Origin of the sequence: Fodinicola feengrottensis, from assembly GCF_010993775.1 — a bacterium.
GTDB lineage: Bacteria > Actinomycetota > Actinomycetes > Mycobacteriales > HKI-0501 > Fodinicola > Fodinicola feengrottensis.
Genome location: NZ_WOTO01000060.1, coordinates 14,444 through 31,102, shown reverse-complemented (window position 1 = coordinate 31,102; position 16,659 = coordinate 14,444). Strand labels below are relative to the sequence as shown.

Genomic DNA, 16,659 nt, shown 5'->3' with positions numbered 1-16,659 from the left:
CCGAAGGCGCGAGCGGGCAGGGAGTTCAGTGGTCGAGAAGATCAGCGACGAGTTGAGCGGCCGGGTGGCGCTGGTCACCGGAGCCGGCAGCCCCATACGGCATCGGTTTCGCCGTCGCGTACCGGCTCCGCTCGATGGGCGCCACGGTCGCGATCGTGTCGACCACCAAGCGGATCCACGAGCGCGCCCAGGAGTTGGACTCCGCTGGGTTCGTCGCCGACCTGGTCGACCCGGCCGAGGTGGGCGCGCTCTCGGACGCGCTCACCGAGAGCGTCGGCGAGCCGGACATCGTGATCAACAACGCCGGGATGGCCTCGCTCGCGAGCCCGGAGGTGTTGCGGCCGGTGGCGCACCTGTCCGACGCGGACTGGCGGGCCGAGATCGACCGCAACCTGACCACCGCGTTCCTGGTGTCGCGGTCGCTGGTGGGACAGATGGCCGAGCGCGGCTGGGGCCGGATCGTGAACGTCGCGTCTACCACCGGCCCGGTCAACGCGGTGCCAGCCGAGGCCGGTTACGCGGCGGCCAAGGCCGGCATGGTCGGCCTGACCAGGGCGCTGGCGATGGAGGTCGTCGCGGACGGGGTGACCGTCAACGCGGTGGCGCCGGGCTGGATTCGTACGTCGTCGTCGACCGCCACCGAGCTGGAATATGGCCGGCACACGCCGGTCGGGCGGCCCGGCACGCCCGAGGAGGTGGCGGCCGCGGTGTGCTTCCTGGCTTCACCGTCCGCCTCGTACATCACCGGCCACATGCTGGTCGTCGACGGCGGCAACAGCGTCGACTCCGGCCGCCGCTGATTCCCTTCGACGGCCCGGCCGCGGGCCGTCGAAGGCCAATATCTAGAAGAATAGGGCGTTGGTGGAGCCGGCCGCGCCCGCGGCGCCGACCAGGCTGATCGCGAAGACGACGTAGAGCACGATGAAGGCGATCCAGATCAGGAACACCAGCGCCCAGATGCCGCAGTGCACCCAGCCGACGATGATGCCTGCGGTCGCCAGGCCGTCGCCGTCCTCGCCCGTTCGCGCGATCTCTTTTTTCGCCCGGTAGCCGAGGAAGATGCCAACCGGCGCGAAGACGAAGGAGAAGACCAGGGCGAGGACCGCCATGGTGTTCGTACGGCGTGCCGGTGGGTAGGGGTACGGGTACGGGCCGTTCGGTCCATAAGGTCCGCCGGTCACAGGTGGCTGGTAGGTCATCGCTGGCTCCAAGGAAGTCCCCGTTGGTATGCGTTGAGTGTGGCAGCGCGGTCCCATACCTGGATGGATGACCGCCGTAATGGCACGAATGGGTGAGAGGTTGCACGGTTCAGCACGTGACAACCTCCACACGAAGTCGCGGAGCGGGCCATCGGTCGCCGATACTGACCGGTAACCGCTACGGACCGGGAGTGACACCATGGCGCGGCTGGCGCAGACCCACGGACTGACCGACATCCAGACCGAGATCCTCGACGCGGTCCGCACCTTCGTGGACAAGGAGATCATCCCGGTCGCCCAGGAGCTCGAGCACGCCGACGAGTATCCGGCCGGGATCGTCGAGAAAATGAAGGAGATGGGCCTTTTCGGGCTCACCATCGACGAGCAGAGCAGTACGGCGGGCTCGGCGAGTCGCTGCTGACGTACGCGCTGGTGGTCGAGGAGATCGCCCGCGGCTGGATGAGCATCTCCGGCGTGATCAACACGCATTTCATCGCCGCTTACATGATTTCCCGGCACGGCACCGAAGAGCAGAAACAGCGGCTGCTGCCCAAGATGGCGACCGGTGAGGTGCGCGGCGCCTTTTCGATGTCCGAGCCCGAACTCGGGTCGGACGTGGCCGCGATCCGTACCAAGGCTGTTCGGGACGGTGACGAATATGTCATCAACGGCCAGAAAATGTGGCTCACCAACGGCGGTTCCTCGAATTTGATCGCCTTGTTGGTGCGTACCAACGAGGGCGCCGATTCGCCGTACAAGAACATGACCGCCTTCCTGGTCGAAAAGCCGACCGGATTCGGTGAGGTGTCACCGGGGCTGACTATTCCCGGCAAGATCGCGAAAATGGGTTACAAGGGCGTCGACACCACCGAGGCGGTCTTCGACGACTACCGGATCGGCGCGGACGCCATCCTCGGCGGCGAGACCGGCAAGGGTTTTCTACCAGATGATGGACGGCATCGAGGTCGGCCGGGTGAATGTCGCCGCCCGCGCCTGCGGCATCGCCATCCGCGCGTTTGAGTTGGCGATTTCGTACGCGCAGCAACGAAAAACCTTCGGTAAGGCGATCGCCGAACACCAGGCTGTGGCGTTCTCACTGGCCGAGATGGCCACCAAGATCGAGGCCGCGCACGCGATGATGGTGAATGCCGCGCGGCTGAAGGACTCGGGCACGCGCAACGATGTCGCGGCCGGGATGGCGAAACTGATCGCCAGCGAATACTGCGCCGAAGTCACTCAAGCCGCCTTCCGGATCCACGGCGGCTACGGCTACTCCAAGGAGTACGAGATCGAGCGGCTGATGCGCGAAGCGCCGTTCCTGCTGATCGGCGAAGGCACCAGCGAGATCCAGAAAACGATCATCAGCCGTGGCCTGCTCAAGGAATAAAATCTGATCAATCGGGGCCCGGTGTGCGCCGCTCATGCTGACCCCCACCAACGAGCGAGCCCGCACCACCGGACCCCGATCCACCCACCCCCATGCCCCCCCATTGCAGGGGCGCCCCACCTCGTTGTAAAGCACCCATCCCTGTGACGCCTGACCCGCCCGGTTGGTTGGCCGCGTTTTCACATCAGCGTGAGCTGCTCGGGTTGCGCTGGTGGCGGCGGCTCTGGAGCCTGACCCGTCCACCGGCCGGGAGTGTCGTTGCGCCGGTTCAGGCCGTGCCGCTGCGCCGCCGCGTGGATCCGGCTGCTCAGCTCGGCGCGATAGTCGGCGTCCGCGTACGTCCCGCCTCGGTAGAGCCGTCGATAACGTTGGACCAGCTCCGGATGCTCGCGGCTCAGCCACGCCATGAACCATTCGCGCGCGCCCGGACGCAGATGCAGTGCGATGCCGGTCAGCTGCCGCGCGCCGGCCCTCGCGATCGCGGCCGCGGTGGCGTCGATCGACTCGTCCGAATCGGTCAGATACGGAAGCACGGGCGCCAGCAGCACTCCGCAGTTCAGGCCGGCGGCGTCCGACAGCTGTCCGCAGACCCGCAGCCGGGCCTGCGGGCTGGGCGTACCCGGCTCCACCGATCGCCAGATCTCCCGGTCGAGAAAGCCGATGGACAGGTTGGCTCCCGCTCCGGCACCGGCGGCCGCTTTCGCCAGCAGGGGAAGGTCGCGGGCGATCAGGGTGCCTTTGGTGAGGATCGAGAAGCCGGTGCCGGATTCGGCCAGCGCGCTGATGATGCCAGGCATCAGTTTGTAGCGTCCTTCGGCCCGCTGGTACGGATCGGTGTTGGTGCCCATCGCGACGTGCGGCCGCTCCCAGCGGGGCGCCGCGAGCTCGCGGCGCAGCACCTCGGCGGCATTCACCTTCACCACCACCTGGGTGTCGAAGCCGCGGCCGGTGTCCAGGTCCAGATAGCTGTGCGTTTTGCGGGCGAAGCAATACCGACACGCGTGGGTGCAGCCTCTATACGGATTGACCGTCCACTCGAACGGCACCTGGGAAGCCGCTGGCACCCGGTTGAGCACCGACTTCGCCCGCACCTCGTAGAACGTCACGCCGCGGAACTCGGGCGTGTCGAACGTCCGCACCACCGAACCGGCGAGCGGTCCGGTGCCAGCGGTCTGCGACGGAAGATCCAACGGCAGCTCTAATGGCAGAGTTCCGTCGGCCAGCGCGGCCGAGGCGTCCGGCGGATTGACGAGCTGAGCCTCCCATCGCATGACTAAGATTCGAACACGCGTTCGAGTATTTGTCGAGCCGATTTCGGGCGATGGGTGGGGGGCGGGGCAGCCGAGGTGGCCGGAATCGGAAATAATCGTCATCACCCGACAGTGGAGAGCGATGAACGACGGTTCGTGGGGAGCACCGGGTGGGCCGCAGCAGCCCGACCCGGAGGAGACGACGTCCTTCTCCAGACCACCCGAGCAGCCTTATGGGCAGCCGGGTCAGCAGCAGCCTGAGCAGCCGCCGGCGTACGGGCAGCCGCCCTACGGCCAGCAATACGGCCCGCCCGCACAGGGCGATCCGCAGCACGGCCAGCCGTCGGAGCGCTCGCCATACGAGCAGCCGCCGCAGCAGGTCCCCTATCAGCCCGGCCAGCCGCCGACCGCGCCGCAGGACCCCTCGTATCAGCAAGGACAGCAGCCGTACGGGCAGCCCGCCGGTCAGCCGCAGCCGTACGAACCCCAGCCTTACCAGCCCCAGCAGTACGAGCCGTCGCCGCAGGAGCAGACCCAGCACAATCCGTACTACGCCGAGCCCGCTCCTGGGTTGTCGTCGCCGTACTTGCAACCCTCCGCGCAGCCCGTCTCCAGCCAGCCGACCTCCGGCCACCCGACTTCGGGCAATCCTTATGGCCAGCGTCCGGACTGGAATGTGTCGCCTTATGGCGAACCAATCCCGCCGCTGCCGGCCGGTGCGAACCGTCGCCGACGCAACCGCCGGATGATGCTGTCGGTGGTGGCCGGCGTGGTGGTCGGTCTGCTGGTGCTGGCTGGCGGTGCGCTCGCCGGCGTCTGGTATTTCGGCCGCCAGCCCGCGCCCAGCAGCACCCAGGCCGCCGATGACGGCAGCAAGTTCGCGGCTTATCCGGCTTCCGCCGGCGCGGGCATCGACCAGCGGTTGTACGACGTGGCCTCCAGCCGGAAGTCGATGTTCGTCGCGGTCGGCGAGGCCACCGGCAGCAGCACCCAGCCGCTGTTCCTGCAGACCACCGACAGTGGCCAGACCTGGCAGCCGGCCCGGCTGGACCCGAACGGCATCGCGGCCACCACCCCGACAGACGTGCCGGACCAGGTGGCGTACGGGTCGCGCGGGTGGGTGGCTTTGGGCACCGCGGACGTGGGCATCGCGCTGTGGACCAGCTCCGATGGCGCGAGCTGGCTGCGCAGGGCGACCCAGCCGACGGTGTTTCGGCCCGGCGACACGGTCAACGAGCTGACCACCACGTCGACCGACCGGTATCTCGCGGTCGGCTACAACAACGTCGCCACTCCTGGCGGCGCGGTCGTGTGGACCTCGGCGGATGGCATCACGTGGACCCGGCAGCCGGCCAGCCAACAGCCGCCGGGCACGCATGACGTGCGTTATGACGCGGTCGCCGTAAGAGGCTCGACGATCGTCATCGGCGGTCGTTTCACCGATGCCCAGAACCAGAACGGCCACTACTTCGCTGTCTCGAAGAACGCCGGCAAGTCGTACGCGCTGACGATCGGCCCCGAGTTCCAGACGAATCCGACCGCGACGAACAAGCTTTTTGGTTACGTGAACAGCATCGTGGCCACCGACAGCGGGTTCCTCGCGGTCGCCCAGGGCGGCGGCTTGACCACTTGGGACGGCGTGGTGCTGACCTCGCCGGACGGTGCGAACTGGCAGGTGTTGCCGGAGTCCGCGATGGCCACCGCGCAGGACGACATCCCGTCCGCGGTCGTCCAGGTGAATGGCCAACTCGTGGTCGCCGGCCATCGTACGGACGAGCGGAGCGGCGTCGACGACCTGGACGGCATGCTCCTGCAGGGGCCGGCGAACGCGCTCGCCAACGTGTCGGCCGGTGGCCTCACCGGGCCGGGCACCCAGCGGATCTGGGCGCTGGCCACCGATGGCTCCAGCGTGGTCGCGGGGGGCAGCGGCGGCTCAGCCTCCAACGCCGCCGCGCAGGCGTGGGTGCGCGCTCCCAACGGCCCGTGGTCCGCCGTCACGATGTCAGCCGCGACCGCTGGCGTACGGCCGGCCCTCTCGGTCACCGCGTTGCGCGCCAAGCCGGGCGGCGGGTTGCTCGCGATCGGGACCAGCCGGGGCCAGGCGGCGCTCTGGAAGTCCAGCGACGGCGGCGACTTCAGCATGGTGTCGCTGCCGGCCGGCGCGGTTGGCCAGCCGGCGGCCCGACCGGCGCTGGTCGACCTGGCCAGTGGCCCGGCTGGCTGGCTGGCCGTCGGCTCGGTGTCCACCGGCCCGACACCGGAGGGCGTGTTCGTGTCGTCCAAGGACGGGTCGGACTGGAAGGACGCGACGCCCGCGGTCGTACGACATCCGACCGTCTATGGGCGTAACAGCATCTACTACGGCTCGTCACCGCTGTCCGCCACCGCGTACGGGCAAGGGTGGCTGGTCGCCGGCTACCGGCGCGACAACGGCCGGGTGTCGGCGGCCGTGTGGCGGTCCACTGACGGTTCGACGTGGCTGCCAGGCAGCGGAGTGACGGGCGATGACCTGCTGGCGACCAGCGACACCACGGAGCGGACCATCAACGACGTGACGGCCGTGGGGTCCACCGCCTACGCGGTGGGCGGCGCCGAGAAGAACGGGATCGCGCAGCCCTCCACGTACGTCAGCACCGACGGGTTGCACTGGGCCTCGCAGGTGCTGCCGTTGCCCCCGCCGGCTATGTCGGCGGCGAGCTGGACACGGTGAGCGCGCTGCCCAACGGCACAGTGGTCGGCCTTGGCCAGGTCGGCAGCGGCGGCCGACCCGAAGCAGGTGGCCATCGCGTACGCCTCGACGGACCATGGCAAGACGTGGTCGTCGACGGTCCTGCCGGGCGCCAGCGGCGCCGTGACGGTCACCCACCGGGCCGCGGTGAACGACTCAACCGTACTGGGCTCACGGCTGGTCGCGGTCGGGGGTCGCTCGGCGACCAGAGCAACCCGGACGCGGCGATCTGGTCGTCGGCGGACGGCAAGCAGTGGCGTTTCGACACGATCAAGGACAGTCGGCTGACCGGCCCCGGCTACCAGCACCTGTCGACCCTCGCCGGACTCGGCGGAGACCTGGTCGCGGTGGGGGAGGCCTACACCCAGAGCGGCCAGTCCCTCGTGGTTCTGCGCCAACCCCAGACCTGACCCCCTCTACGAATTCGGCGTTTTCGCTGGCGAGATCGTCGAGGTCAGCGACGGTGCGATTTTTTCTCGCGCGCGCGTCCTCAAACCCACCCCCCACCCGATCTGGGTGGGGGCCAGAAAACAGTGTCGGTACGACATTTTCGCGCCGCACCTGGTTGTCAGGGGCGGGAAAGTTCGCGGCGAGCGAAGACCGCGTTGAGATCGGGATGCGAGATCTGCCGGTCGGCGAAGGTCATGGTGCCCTGGTCGAGCAGTTCGCGGGCGCAGTCGCGGATGAAGCCGAGGACGGCGCGGGAGATGCCGCTGCCGAGGCTGATGCGGGCCACGCCGGCGGCGCCCAGGCCAGCGACGGTGTCGTTGCGGCCCATGATCGCGTTGATCGGAGTCTCGCTTGCGCCCACCAGCGCCGCAAGAATGGCCGGGTCGTTGACGGCCGGCGCGTAGAGACAGTCGGCGCCGGTCTCGGCGAAGAGCTGGAAGCGGCGCACGGCGGCGGACAGGCCGTCGGCCGGGCGAAGCAGGATGTAGTCCGTACGGGCGGTGAGGACGAAGTCAGTGCCGCTGGCGGCCTCCTTCGCCGCCACGATGCGTTCGACGGCCAGATCGTCGTCGTAGATGGCGCACTGTGGTGGTCCTCGATGCTGGCGCCAGCCAGGCCCGCGTCGATGGCCAGCCGGATGGTTTCGGCGACCTCCTCGGGCTTGTCCCCGTAGCCGTTCTCCAGGTCGCCGCTGACCGGAATGTCGACGGCTGACACGATCTGGTGGACGCGATCGAACATCTGCGATCGGGACACCGCGGTCGCGCCCTCGGGCACCAGGAAGTCGGCCTTGCCCAGCGCCGCGGCGATTCCGGCGCTGGTCGTCGCGATGGCCGCGAAGCCGGCCTCGGCCAACAGGATCGCGCTGCCGGCATCCCAGGCGTTGGGCATCAAGAAGCATTCATCGTGTAGTTCCCGGAAGGTTTTGGTCATGAACCCACCGTAGAGCGGCTAGCTGCATCTGCCCAATGCATACTTTGGTGGTGAGCCATCAGTTTGCTGCATGTGGGTGTCATGGATTCTGAAGCGCTGCGTACGTTCGTCGCGATCCATCGATCCGGCGGCATCACGCGCGCGCCTCCGAAGCACTGTTCCGTTCCCAGCCAGCGGTCAGCCGCCGCCTCGCGCTGCTGGAGAAGGAGCTGGGAATGCCGCTTTTTGAACGTACGCCCGGCGCCCTGGTGCTGAGTGAGGCCGGGCGCGTGTTGCTCCCGTACGCGGAGACCGTCCTGGCAGCCCTGCGCGATGCCGAGGCCGCCGTTGACGGCCTCAGGTCCGCAGTCGGCCCGCTCGCGGTCGCGTTGGTGGGGACGTTGGCCAGCAGCCGGCTCACCGCCGTGCTCCGCCGTTTCGCCGAGCGGCATCCAAAAATCGACGTTCGGCTGCAGACCGCGACCAGCGACGAGGTCAGCGAGTTGGTCCGCAGGGCGGACGTCACGATGGGCTTGCGCTACGGCCCGGACCTGGCTCCGGAGCTGCATTGTGAGGAGATTTTCGCCGAGCGCCAGGTGATCGTCGCGGCGCCGGACCATCGGCTCGCGGATACTCGGAAAATCGCTATCGCTATCGGCGCGCTGGGAAGCGAGCGCTGGATTGCCTTCCCGGACAATCCGGCTCGCCCTGAGGCGGCCAACCGCAATGTTCGCCGGGCCTTCGACGCGGCTGGCGTCAGCGAGGCCCAGATCCTGCGTATCGACAGCCTCACCGCGCAGAAACGGCTCATTGAGGCCGGATTCGGGATCGCGCTGATACCTGACAGCAGCGTGCAGGAAGAGCTCGCCGCCGGCTCCCTGGTCGTACTGGACATGGCCGACCTGGACATCACCGCACCGGTGACCGTCGTCACCCGCGCCAACGGCTACCTGTCCGGCGCGGCCCGCACCCTGCTTGCGGAACTACGCTGACGACGTGCGACTGGAACCGGGAGACGACGTGCTGGTCACCGTCGAGGCGCATCTGGTGAACGCGCTCGGTGCCGATTCCGGCCGGGCCTCCGTGACTTTCCTTGGCGTACAACGGATCGACGTGCTGCGGTTCGGGCCGCGACCGGACGGACTCGGTGTGGTGTACGCGCGACGGCGCGTCCCGCGCGCCGATGGCCGAGCCGACCGCGATGCTGGCCGATCCGGTCGCGCGGCCCGCGGGTGGAGCTGGTGCTGGCGCTCGACGAGCCGCGCGACTCGGTGTTGCGGGCGCTGGCCGTGGTCGCCGCCGTGCCGTCCGTCGAGGGCCTGGTGCTGCGGCCGGGCGGGACGGTCGAGCTCGGGCAACCGCTGTGGGACGGCTCGGACGTGACGTCCGTGCTGTTGGGGGAGCCGTCGCACGTACCAGACCTGGTCCTTGACGGCGGCCGCGATCCGGTGCGCTTCCTCACGGTGACGCCGGCCGCCGGCGGGTCGACACTGGAGTCATGACCGCGGTTTTTTTTTTTGTTTATGACGGTGACTGTGCTTTCTGCTCCAGTACGGCCCGGTGGATTGAGCGCCGGGTCCGGCCGCGGGTGCCGCTGGTGGCCTGGCAGCACGCCGACCTGGGCTCGCTCGGCCTCACCGCGCAACAGTGCGAGGAGGCCGTGCAATGCCGGACCAGACGGCCGGTACGCCGGTCCCGCCGCCTTCGCGCGGCTGCTGGTCTCCGCCGGCCGTGGCTGGCGCCCGCTCGGCCACTTCCTCGCCCTGCGCCCGGTCCGCTGGGTCGCCGACCCGCTCTATCGGTTGATCGCCCGCAACCGCTCGCACCTGCCCGGCGGCACCCCATACTGCTCCCTGCCCCAGTCCGCCCGCGACGCCCAGTAACCGGCCGACGAGCGTGAGGATGGGTTAGGCCCTGTCTGGTTAGTCGGAGAGGTTGGCGCGCCAGGTGTCGCGGAGTTGGGCGACCTTGGAGTCGAAGTCCGGGTCGCCGAACATCCCCTTGCGCGGAGCCGGCAAGGTGGTTGCCCAGGTCATACCGGCGATCGACACCCGATTACCGGGCGCCTCGATCCGCTCGATCCGGCGCCAGGTGATCAGTTTGGACCGCACGACCCCGCGTACTCGGATGCCGTCGCTGGACACCGTCGCGCCGATCGCGTCCCGGGCGACGAACACCGCGCAGAGGATGAAGCCGAGCACGCCGAGTCCCCGCCCGAACAGCCACGACAGCAGCGCGACCGCGACGACGCTGGTGGCAACGGACGGGAGGAGCTGAATCGGGCGCGGTCGCAGGAGCCATGGGGAGATGGGTTGTTCGCTGGGCACCGCGCCAGTCTGCCAGCTGCCGTGCTGTGGCTGTTGTCACTCGTGCGGTTTGCCACCTCGCCGTACGCCCGGCAGCCACCCTGAGGCAAGATTCGGCCAGGTTTCCGCACCTGGTAAGGAGTGGTTCGATGCAGTTCGGGCGGTATTTCGAGGAGTTCGAGGTCGGTGCGATCTACAAGCACTGGCCAGGCAAGACGGTGACCGAATACGACGACCACTTGTTCTGCCTGCTGACGATGAACCACCACCCGCTGCACCTGGACGCGCATTTCGCCGCCGAGACCACCGAGTTCGGCAAGAACGTGGTGGTCGGCAACTACATCTACTCGCTGCTGCTGGGGATGTCCGTGCCGGACGTGTCGGGCAAGGCGATCGCGAACCTGGAAGTCGAGTCGCTCAAGCACCTCAAGCCGACCTTCCACGGCGACACGATCTACGGCGAGACCGAGGTGCTGGACAAGACCGAGTCGAAGTCCAAGAACGACCGCGGGATTGTGTACGTGCAGACGCGCGGCTACAAGCAGGACGGCACTGTCGTGTGTGTGTTCCGGCGCAAGGTAATGGTGCCCAAGCAGTCGTACGGTGACGCCCGCGGCGGCGAGCAGCCCGGCCGGCCCGTACCGCAGAATTAGCCGGTGACCGAAGCTCCTGACGCCAGCTCGGTCGGCATGGTGCCGACCGTCGGCGTCGGCCCCTGGCCGGGCCGGTGGCCGGACGACCCGACGTACGACCCGCAGCTGCTCGCCGACGGCGACGCGCGCAACGTGGTGGACCGCTACCGGTATTGGCGGCACGAGGCGATCGTCGCCGACCTGGACCTGCGCCGGCACGACTTCCATGTGGCGATTGAAAACTGGCAGCACGACCTGAACATCGGCACGGTGATCCGCAACGCCAACGCGTTCCTCGCCCGCGAGGTTCACATCGTCGGCAAGCGGCGCTTCAACCGGCGCGGCGCGATGGTGACCGATCGCTACCAACACCTGCGGTTTCACCCGACCGTCGAGGAATTCCTGGCCTGGGCGAGAGCCGACGGCGTCGCCGTGGTCGGCATCGACAACCTGCCCGGCGCGGTGCCACTGGAGACGACCGAGCTGCCGCGCCGCTGCGTTTTCCTCTTCGGCCAGGAAGGCCCCGGCCTGTCCGACGACGCCCGCGCACAGCTCGACCTGGTCTGCTCGATCGCCCAATACGGCTCAACCCGCTCGATCAACGCCGGCGTGGCCAGCGGCATCGCGATGCACGCCTGGATCCGTACGCACGCCACCCCACCACCCCCCCCTGATGCGTAGCAACACTCATCTTGGTCAGTCTGCGAAATGGCAATGCCAGCCGGTTGGGCTCGGCCAGCAAGGGTGGCGCACATCGGTTGGTGAATGGCACGTCAGCTGTTTCAGACCCGTGAAAGGTAGCCACGGCTACCGTCGGTTCATGCTGTACTTCTCGGCCGGGCCATGTCCTGGCTCATGACGTCGTTGGTCACGTCGGCCGCTTTGGTGGCTTTGCCGCAGCCCGCCAACTCCGTACCGAGCCGCCCACGCTCACCGCGATGCTCGCCATCAAGAATGCCCCGGCATAACCAGCCAGTTGTTTGAAAGGATCCGCTGCGATGAGCTCAACGGTAGACATTCTCTCCGAGAAGAAGATCCTCATGGTGGTGTCCGATCCCGCCACGTCCGGCCAGACCGGGTGGCCGATCGGATTTTGGTGGGCGGAGCTCACCCACGCGTTCTGGGAGTTCGCCGAGAACGGCTACCAGGTCGAGATCGCCAGCCCGGCCGGCGGTCCGGTCCGCGCGGACAGCTGGAGCGACCCTCGCGACGAGTCGGGATATTCCGCTTCCGACCTGATCAGTCTGGGGTTTGTGAATTCACCGGAGCACGCCAAACTCGTAGCGAACACGGCCGCACTCGGTGAGGTCGACCACGTTGACTATTCGGCGGTGTTCCTTGTCGGCGGCCAAGGGCCGATGTACACCTTCTATGAGAACGAACGCGTACATGATGTCGTCCGTGACTTTTATGAGGCGGGAAAGATCACGGCGGTGGTCTGCCACGCTACCTGTGTGTTGCTGAGGGTCCGGCTGGCCGACGGGAGTCTGCTGGTCAACGGCAAGACCTGGACGGGTTTCGCCAACTCCGAGGAGGATTTCGCGGACGACTACGTCGGGCAGTCGATCCAGCCCTTCCGGATCGAGACCGAGGCACGGAAACTGACGGGCAGCAACTTCATCGTGCAGGGCGCGTTCCGTGCACATGCCGTGCGGGACGGCAACCTCATCACCGGTCAGCAACAGTATTCCGGTGCGCAGGCCGCTCGGCTCGTGATCGAGGCTTTGGACGCTGAGCGTCCAGAACTCATCAACACCAGCGCCGGACAGAGTCTCGACTTGACGGGGAATGGTTGCCGGGCCACGGTGACTCTGTGTCCATTTCGGCCAGTTGCCCGCGCTGCGGCGGTGTGCTGCGCGCGCGCCGGCATGATGTCGTCCGACTGGCGGTGCGACCAGCACGGTGTGGTGTTGCCGTTGCGGATCCCGGGGCACGCCGACAGCGATGTGCTGAAAATGTTGCGGCAACAGGCAAAAGTGCCGATGTGGGTGCCCTGGCCGCTGCTTCCGGGCTGGACGATCACCGGTTTCGGCTGGGTGGGCGATGACCGCAGTGGCGTACGAGCGACCGCGATCGCCTGCACCGGCCCGGCGCTTTCGGGCGGCGCGGCTGACGTGGTGCTGATCGCCGAGGAGTTGGGCATTGGGCTCGGCGCGCGCATTACGCCGGTGTGGTCGGGACCGATCCGGGTCCGGCGCTGGCCGAAGCCGCCCGTACGACCAGCGCGCACGCCAAAGTCAAGGTCGACGGCCACCCGACGCCGCTGTGGTCGGTGGACAGCGCTGACGACCGTTGTGCGTATGTCGGGGAGGCTAGCGGCCTGTGGCTGTGGGCGGTGCTCTGGCCGGCCGAGGCGGGATACCTGCTCGCGGACAACGTGGAGCTGATGGACGGCCGTGAGCGGCTTCCTGGTGAGTTGGTCTACGGCGCTCCGTCGCCCTATCTGATCAACCCGACTCAGTAACACGCGCCGGCCAACAAACGTGCCGGAAGGGTGTGCCGACGGGTAGGCTGAGCACCAGTTGGCCCCGGAATGCGGTGCTGCCTGCCATAAATGTGACCATGGGCGGGCTGGTAGCCGGCGTCACGGTGTGATGAACTGGACGTCACTGCTGGTGAGGAGGTGCCGCTGATGGACGACGATCGCGACCCCGTCTGACTCGGCATCCGAGCCTGGGCCGGAGCGCACACCGGGTTCGGAGTATGACCAGGAGACCGAGCCGCTCCCGCAGGTCATCCGCATTGAGAAGCCACCGCCCTCGGGTGCCCGGACGAGCGGCGGCCCGCGTTCCACCGGTGCGCGTACGACCGGCGGCACCAGGTCCACGGGCGGCACGTCCACCCCGAGGCGCCGCCGCCGGGCCGATCGGCGGATGACGCTGCCCGGGCGGGTGGGCTCCGGTGAGCAGATCCCCAGCAAGGTGGTCGACAACTACCTGTTCGGCAGCGAGACTTTCCGCGGCGAATGGCGCAAACACCCGATCTTCCTGTGGAAGCAGATCCTCGCGGCGGCGCTGTCGCCGTTCGTGGTCGGCTACCTCGGCGGGGGTGCTGGCCAACGCGGCGCCGATCATCCTGCGCATCATCTTGCTGCTCTGGGTGCTGTTGCTGCTCTGGGTGATGTGGGGGGTCGCCGACTGGTATTACGACCGGTTCGTGCTGACGAACAAACGCATCATGGAGGTTTCCGGCATCGTTACCCGCAAGGTCGCGATGATGCCGCTCGGCCGCGTCACGGATATGGCGTACAACCAGACAGTTCTTGGCAGGATGCTCAACTACGGCACCTTCATCGTGGAGTCCGCCGGCCAGGACCAGGCGCTGCGGGAGATCTCCACGCTGCCCCGGCCCAATGCTCTCTACCTGCTGATGTGCGACGAGATGTACGGCAGCACGGAAGCGGTGCCGCCCAAGCGCACCCGGACTCGCAAGCGCGACTCCGCCGGCACCCCCGGCCCCTGGCGCGCCGACTAGTACTACAGCCCTGTTGTACTAGGTGATCTGGCAGGTCGAAGTCATGCGTCGACCTTTTTCGGAAGGCTGCGCGGAACGGTGAGGTCGCCGCCGGACAACAGCCGGTTCAGTGGCCGCCTCGGGCCGCATTCGGACACTTCGGCCGGGACGCTAGGCTGCCCGGGATATGCGCATTGACCTGCACACTCACTCCGCGGCCAGCGACGGCACGATGTCGCCGATGCCGCGGCCGCGGTGCTGCGGGCGGCCGTCGACGCGCGGCTGGACGTGGTCGCGCTCACCGATCACGACACCACCGCCGGCTGGGCCGAGGCGGCCGCGGCAGTGCCCAGCGGTCTGACGCTGATCCGCGGCGCCGAGTTGTCATGTGTGTGGTGGCCGGCCGATAGGGACCAGCCGCCGATCAGCCTGCACCTGCTTGCGTACCTGTTCGATCCGGCCGAGCCGCGGTTGCGGGCCGAGCGGCTGCGAGTCCGGGAGGGCCGGGTCGGCCGGGCCCGTACGATGGTCGAGCGGATGGTCGCCGACGGCCACGACATGCGCTGGGACGACGTGGCCGAGGAGGCCGGTGGTGGTCCGGTCGGACGTCCGCACGTGGCCCGCGCGATGGTACGCCGTGGCCTTGTGTCCACAATGGACGAAGCGTTCACAGCGGCCTGGATCGGTGCTGGCGGTCGCTATCGGGTGGCCAAGCCGGACACCAACGTGCTGACCGCCATCGAGTTGGTACGGGCCGCCGGTGGGGTGCCGGTCTTCGCGCGCATCCCATGGCCGCCAAGCGTGGGCTGCTGGTGCCCGATGGTGCGTACGCGGTGCTCGCCGAGGCGGGCCTGGGCGGCATTGAGGCGAACCACGTCGACCATGAACCGCCGGCTCGGCAGAAGATCCGGGCGATCGCCGCCGAGCTGGGGCTTTTCGTCACCGGCTCCAGCGATTTCCACGGTGCCAACAAAACGATCGCGCTCGGTGCCGAGACGACCGAGCCGTCGGCGTACGAACGGTTGCTGTCCGAGGCGTCCGGTGTCGAACCGGTAAGAGGATGAATCTCAAGCTGTTCGGCGAGGCGTTCGTGACGTTGTTCGTGATCATGGACCCGCCCGGCACCGTGCCGCTTTTCCTTGCCCTGACCTCGATGCAGTCCGGCGCCCGGCGCTCCCGGTCGGCCTGGCAGGCGGTCGCGGTGGCCATCTCGGTGATCTCGGTCTTCGCGGTCGCCGGCCAGCAGATCCTGACGTATTTGGGCATCGGCATCCCGGCCCTGCAGGGCGCCGGCGGGCTGCTGCTGTTGCTCGTCGCGTTGCAGTTGTTGACTGGCAACGAGAAACCGCCGGAGCAGGTGGCCGACGTGAATGTCGCGCTGGTGCCGCTGGGCACCCCGCTGCTGGCTGGTCCGGGCGCGATCGTGGCGACGATCGTCTTCACCCAGCGCGCCACCGGCGTCGGGGGCTACGTCGCGGTGGCCGCCGCGATCGTCGCCGTCCACCTCTCGCTCTATCTTTTCCTGCGGTTCTCGTCGTTGATCGTCCGGGTCGTACGGGACAGCGGGATCGTGCTGGTCACCAAAATCAGCGGTCTGCTGGTGTCGGCGATCGCCGTCCAACTGATCGCGAACTCCATCTACGGATTCATCAGCGCCCACGGCGGGTAGGACTGTCGTACGCGTCTGGGAAGATGAATTCCGTGCAGCAGCTTGGTTTTGAGGGAATGCCCACCCGGCTTTTCAGCTGTACGCCGTCGCGTCTGGCGTCGTACGAGCAATGTCCCCGGCGCTACCGGATGACCTACGTGGACCGTCCGCAGCTGCCCAAAGGGCCGCCCTGGGCGCACAACTCGATGGGTGCCAGCGTGCACAATGCGCTGCGCGGCTGGTTCGATCTGCCCGTTGACCAGCGGACTCAGACCGGCATCGCCGGATTGTTGGCCACTGGGTGGCTGACCGACGGCTTCCGCGACCGGGAGCAGTCCGAGGCCGTGCGGGCGCGGGCGACCGACTGGGTGAAGGACTATGTGTCCGAGATCGAGCCGAGTTTCGAACCGGTCGGCCTGGAGCGGACGGTCGCGACCACCACCGAGCGGCTCGCGGTTTCCGGCCGGGTGGACCGGATCGACCAGCGCGGCGGCGAGCTGGTCATCGTCGTCGACTACAAGACCGGCCGCGGCGAGCTGACCAGCGATGACACCCGCGGTTCGCGCGCGCGTTGGCGCTTTACGCCCTAGCGGCTCGGCGAACGCTTCGCCGGCCATGCAGCCGCGTCGAGTTGCATCACCTGCCTACCGGGACTGTCCACGCACACGAGCACACCGAGGAGTCGTTGGCTCGG

The 16,659-nt window shown here is 68.0% G+C and carries 20 protein-coding genes and 3 pseudogenes; 18 read left to right on the top strand and 5 right to left on the bottom strand.

What is annotated here, in order from left to right:
• Nucleotides 1–134 precede the first annotated feature (134 nt).
• Nucleotides 135–800 (top strand): SDR family NAD(P)-dependent oxidoreductase, encoded by a 666-nt coding sequence (locus GNX96_RS39015; RefSeq protein WP_279582650.1) that lies wholly within the window; start codon nucleotides 135–137, stop codon nucleotides 798–800.
• A gap of 42 nt (nucleotides 801–842) precedes the next feature.
• Here the strand turns inward: GNX96_RS39015 and GNX96_RS39010 are convergent, their stop codons facing one another.
• The gene (locus GNX96_RS39010) at nucleotides 843–1,109 is read right to left on the bottom strand and encodes a DUF4190 domain-containing protein (RefSeq protein WP_279582649.1); all 267 of its coding nucleotides are present in this window, start codon (nucleotides 1,107–1,109) and stop codon (nucleotides 843–845) included.
• 289 nt (nucleotides 1,110–1,398) lie between these two features.
• On the opposite strand from GNX96_RS39010, the gene GNX96_RS58670 reads away from it, so the two are divergent.
• Genes GNX96_RS58670 through GNX96_RS58660 form a run of 3 tightly spaced genes read left to right on the top strand, consistent with a single transcriptional unit; the run spans nucleotide 1,399 to nucleotide 2,586 of the window.
• The gene (locus tag GNX96_RS58670) at nucleotides 1,399–1,620 is read left to right on the top strand and encodes an acyl-CoA dehydrogenase family protein (protein WP_279582648.1); all 222 of its coding nucleotides are present in this window, start codon (nucleotides 1,399–1,401) and stop codon (nucleotides 1,618–1,620) included.
• Between the two features lie 11 nt (nucleotides 1,621–1,631).
• Nucleotides 1,632–2,219 carry an acyl-CoA dehydrogenase family protein gene (locus GNX96_RS58665; RefSeq protein ID WP_279582647.1) on the top strand — a complete coding sequence of 196 codons (588 nt, stop codon included), beginning with the start codon at nucleotides 1,632–1,634 and terminating at the stop codon, nucleotides 2,217–2,219.
• Nucleotides 2,173–2,586, top strand: a complete 414-nt coding sequence (locus GNX96_RS58660) for an acyl-CoA dehydrogenase family protein (RefSeq protein WP_279582646.1) — start codon at nucleotides 2,173–2,175, stop codon at nucleotides 2,584–2,586. Before GNX96_RS58665 ends, GNX96_RS58660 begins: the two co-directional genes overlap by 47 nt.
• A gap of 179 nt (nucleotides 2,587–2,765) precedes the next feature.
• Here the strand turns inward: GNX96_RS58660 and GNX96_RS39000 are convergent, their stop codons facing one another.
• Complete coding sequence (locus tag GNX96_RS39000) at nucleotides 2,766–3,857, bottom strand: Rv2578c family radical SAM protein (RefSeq protein ID WP_163572712.1); 1,092 nt, start codon at nucleotides 3,855–3,857, stop codon at nucleotides 2,766–2,768.
• Nucleotides 3,858–3,978: 121 nt separating this feature from the next.
• Here GNX96_RS39000 and GNX96_RS38995 point away from each other — a divergent pair, with 121 nt between their 5' ends.
• Nucleotides 3,979–6,546 (top strand): beta propeller repeat protein, encoded by a 2,568-nt coding sequence (locus GNX96_RS38995; RefSeq protein WP_163572711.1) that lies wholly within the window; start codon nucleotides 3,979–3,981, stop codon nucleotides 6,544–6,546.
• Nucleotides 6,543–6,974, top strand: a complete 432-nt coding sequence (locus tag GNX96_RS38990) for a hypothetical protein (protein WP_163572710.1) — start codon at nucleotides 6,543–6,545, stop codon at nucleotides 6,972–6,974. The genes GNX96_RS38995 and GNX96_RS38990 overlap by 4 nt, the downstream gene beginning before the upstream one ends.
• 158 nt (nucleotides 6,975–7,132) lie before the next feature.
• On the opposite strand, the pseudogene GNX96_RS66010 reads toward GNX96_RS38990, so the two are convergent.
• Nucleotides 7,133–7,905 (bottom strand): annotated as a pseudogene (locus tag GNX96_RS66010) (isocitrate lyase/PEP mutase family protein).
• 164 nt (nucleotides 7,906–8,069) lie between these two features.
• On the opposite strand from GNX96_RS66010, the gene GNX96_RS38980 reads away from it, so the two are divergent.
• From GNX96_RS38980 to GNX96_RS66000, 4 genes and pseudogenes are all read left to right on the top strand, one after another.
• On the top strand, nucleotides 8,070–8,918 hold the full coding sequence (locus GNX96_RS38980) for a LysR family transcriptional regulator (protein WP_279582664.1): 849 nt from the start codon (nucleotides 8,070–8,072) through the stop codon (nucleotides 8,916–8,918).
• A gap of 219 nt (nucleotides 8,919–9,137) precedes the next feature.
• Complete coding sequence (locus tag GNX96_RS38975) at nucleotides 9,138–9,428, top strand: suppressor of fused domain protein (protein WP_279582663.1); 291 nt, start codon at nucleotides 9,138–9,140, stop codon at nucleotides 9,426–9,428.
• Nucleotides 9,425–9,631, top strand: a pseudogene (locus GNX96_RS66005) (DCC1-like thiol-disulfide oxidoreductase family protein); the annotation flags it as partial. The gene GNX96_RS38975 and the pseudogene GNX96_RS66005, both read left to right, overlap by 4 nt.
• A gap of 7 nt (nucleotides 9,632–9,638) precedes the next feature.
• Nucleotides 9,639–9,809, top strand: coding sequence for a thiol-disulfide oxidoreductase DCC family protein (locus tag GNX96_RS66000; protein WP_390624259.1), 171 nt, complete (start codon nucleotides 9,639–9,641; stop codon nucleotides 9,807–9,809).
• A gap of 39 nt (nucleotides 9,810–9,848) precedes the next feature.
• Here GNX96_RS66000 and GNX96_RS38965 read toward each other — a convergent pair whose 3' ends face one another.
• The gene (locus GNX96_RS38965; protein ID WP_163572709.1) at nucleotides 9,849–10,253 is read right to left on the bottom strand and encodes a PH domain-containing protein; all 405 of its coding nucleotides are present in this window, start codon (nucleotides 10,251–10,253) and stop codon (nucleotides 9,849–9,851) included.
• On the opposite strand from GNX96_RS38965, the gene GNX96_RS38960 reads away from it, so the two are divergent.
• From GNX96_RS38960 to GNX96_RS65995, 4 genes and pseudogenes are all read left to right on the top strand, one after another.
• Nucleotides 10,226–10,885 (top strand): MaoC family dehydratase, encoded by a 660-nt coding sequence (locus tag GNX96_RS38960; RefSeq protein ID WP_344314000.1) that lies wholly within the window; start codon nucleotides 10,226–10,228, stop codon nucleotides 10,883–10,885. The genes GNX96_RS38965 and GNX96_RS38960 overlap by 28 nt on opposite strands.
• 36 nt (nucleotides 10,886–10,921) lie before the next feature.
• Nucleotides 10,922–11,545 (top strand): TrmH family RNA methyltransferase, encoded by a 624-nt coding sequence (locus GNX96_RS38955; RefSeq protein ID WP_163572737.1) that lies wholly within the window; start codon nucleotides 10,922–10,924, stop codon nucleotides 11,543–11,545.
• Nucleotides 11,546–11,862: 317 nt separating this feature from the next.
• A pseudogene (locus GNX96_RS58640) lies at nucleotides 11,863–13,017 on the top strand (DUF6758 family protein); the annotation flags it as partial.
• Between the two features lie 17 nt (nucleotides 13,018–13,034).
• Nucleotides 13,035–13,328, top strand: a complete 294-nt coding sequence (locus tag GNX96_RS65995) for a DUF6758 family protein (protein WP_390624257.1) — start codon at nucleotides 13,035–13,037, stop codon at nucleotides 13,326–13,328.
• A gap of 120 nt (nucleotides 13,329–13,448) precedes the next feature.
• Here GNX96_RS65995 and GNX96_RS38940 read toward each other — a convergent pair whose 3' ends face one another.
• Nucleotides 13,449–13,796 carry a hypothetical protein gene (locus tag GNX96_RS38940; protein WP_163572707.1) on the bottom strand — a complete coding sequence of 116 codons (348 nt, stop codon included), beginning with the start codon at nucleotides 13,794–13,796 and terminating at the stop codon, nucleotides 13,449–13,451.
• 116 nt (nucleotides 13,797–13,912) lie between these two features.
• Here GNX96_RS38940 and GNX96_RS38935 point away from each other — a divergent pair, with 116 nt between their 5' ends.
• From GNX96_RS38935 to GNX96_RS58635, 4 genes are all read left to right on the top strand, one after another.
• Nucleotides 13,913–14,338, top strand: a complete 426-nt coding sequence (locus GNX96_RS38935) for a PH domain-containing protein (protein WP_163572706.1) — start codon at nucleotides 13,913–13,915, stop codon at nucleotides 14,336–14,338.
• A gap of 234 nt (nucleotides 14,339–14,572) precedes the next feature.
• Nucleotides 14,573–15,373 (top strand): PHP domain-containing protein, encoded by an 801-nt coding sequence (locus GNX96_RS38930; RefSeq protein ID WP_313885901.1) that lies wholly within the window; start codon nucleotides 14,573–14,575, stop codon nucleotides 15,371–15,373.
• A gap of 4 nt (nucleotides 15,374–15,377) precedes the next feature.
• Nucleotides 15,378–15,986, top strand: a complete 609-nt coding sequence (locus tag GNX96_RS38925; protein ID WP_163572705.1) for a MarC family protein — start codon at nucleotides 15,378–15,380, stop codon at nucleotides 15,984–15,986.
• Between the two features lie 23 nt (nucleotides 15,987–16,009).
• Nucleotides 16,010–16,555, top strand: coding sequence for a RecB family exonuclease (locus GNX96_RS58635; RefSeq protein WP_279582643.1), 546 nt, complete (start codon nucleotides 16,010–16,012; stop codon nucleotides 16,553–16,555).
• Nucleotides 16,556–16,659: the final 104 nt, after the last annotated feature.

What these genes read in the sequence shown, in the direction of transcription:
- GNX96_RS39015 (WP_279582650.1), top strand. Translation starts at nt 135, where the DNA reads ATGGGCGCCACGGTCGCGATCGTGTCGACCACCAAGCGGATCCACGAG.
- GNX96_RS39010 (WP_279582649.1), bottom strand. Translation starts at nt 1,109, where the DNA reads ATGGCGGTCCTCGCCCTGGTCTTCTCCTTCGTCTTCGCGCCGGTTGGC.
- GNX96_RS58670 (WP_279582648.1), top strand. Translation starts at nt 1,399, where the DNA reads ATGGCGCGGCTGGCGCAGACCCACGGACTGACCGACATCCAGACCGAG.
- GNX96_RS39000 (WP_163572712.1), bottom strand. Translation starts at nt 3,857, where the DNA reads ATGCGATGGGAGGCTCAGCTCGTCAATCCGCCGGACGCCTCGGCCGCG.
- GNX96_RS38995 (WP_163572711.1), top strand. Translation starts at nt 3,979, where the DNA reads ATGAACGACGGTTCGTGGGGAGCACCGGGTGGGCCGCAGCAGCCCGAC.
- GNX96_RS38960 (WP_344314000.1), top strand. Translation starts at nt 10,226, where the DNA reads ATGGGGAGATGGGTTGTTCGCTGGGCACCGCGCCAGTCTGCCAGCTGC.
- GNX96_RS38955 (WP_163572737.1), top strand. Translation starts at nt 10,922, where the DNA reads ATGGTGCCGACCGTCGGCGTCGGCCCCTGGCCGGGCCGGTGGCCGGAC.
- GNX96_RS38925 (WP_163572705.1), top strand. Translation starts at nt 15,378, where the DNA reads ATGAATCTCAAGCTGTTCGGCGAGGCGTTCGTGACGTTGTTCGTGATC.
- GNX96_RS58635 (WP_279582643.1), top strand. Translation starts at nt 16,010, where the DNA reads ATGAATTCCGTGCAGCAGCTTGGTTTTGAGGGAATGCCCACCCGGCTT.